The following is a 609-nucleotide window of genomic DNA, read 5'->3' on the forward strand; positions in this document are numbered from 1 at the left end:
GAGCATGGCAGGGTGAAGGCCAAGTGCATCCGGCCCGTCCTCGATCGCGACCAGGGCGCGACGTACATGATCGGTTCCAGAGCATCGGAAACGTATTTCCGAGCCTACGAAAAGCCGGAACAAATGATGGCGGAAGGTCTCGCCCATCAATCCATGCGCGTATACTTCGACAGGTGGGTGCGATGCGAACTAGAGGCCAAGCCGCAGAAAGATAACCGGCATAGTGCCGCAACCTTCGAGCCTAGCGAATACTTCGGTTTGTCTAGGATGGGGCGGGCCATAGCTTCGGACTTGCTCGCGCAAGTCGTTGCAAAGACTAACAGCGTAGAGTACAAATTGCTGACGACGAAGGCGCGCCGTAGGCGCGCAATCGCCAAGCAATACGGACCTACGTTGTTAGAGTGGAAGGAGGATGTGGGATCATGGTCGGAGGTAGGACTGGCGCTTCGGGACTTAATCGAGGAATTGGAAAAGGAGAGAAGCAAGCGGCGCTGAAGTTTGGTGTAGATATTCAAGAGCAAGACTTGCGGTTCCTGCATACACTTGCTTCCATAAAAGGTTTCGACTTCGAAGACATGGTATCGACAGTCATTGTTCTGGGATGCGAAA

The 609-nt window shown here is 53.9% G+C and carries 2 protein-coding genes; both read left to right on the forward strand.

Annotated elements, in window-relative coordinates; translation table 11 throughout:
* Positions 1-12 precede the first annotated feature (12 nt).
* Positions 13-495: a replication initiation factor domain-containing protein gene (locus ACYVE7_RS35315; protein ID WP_460371045.1), complete on the forward strand. Its 483-nt coding sequence runs from the start codon at positions 13-15 to the stop codon at positions 493-495.
* A partial coding sequence (locus ACYVE7_RS35320; RefSeq protein WP_460371046.1) for a hypothetical protein occupies positions 423-609 on the forward strand: 187 nt, incomplete at its 3' end. The genes ACYVE7_RS35315 and ACYVE7_RS35320, both read left to right, overlap by 73 nt.

This window comes from Actinocorallia lasiicapitis, from assembly GCF_054778695.1.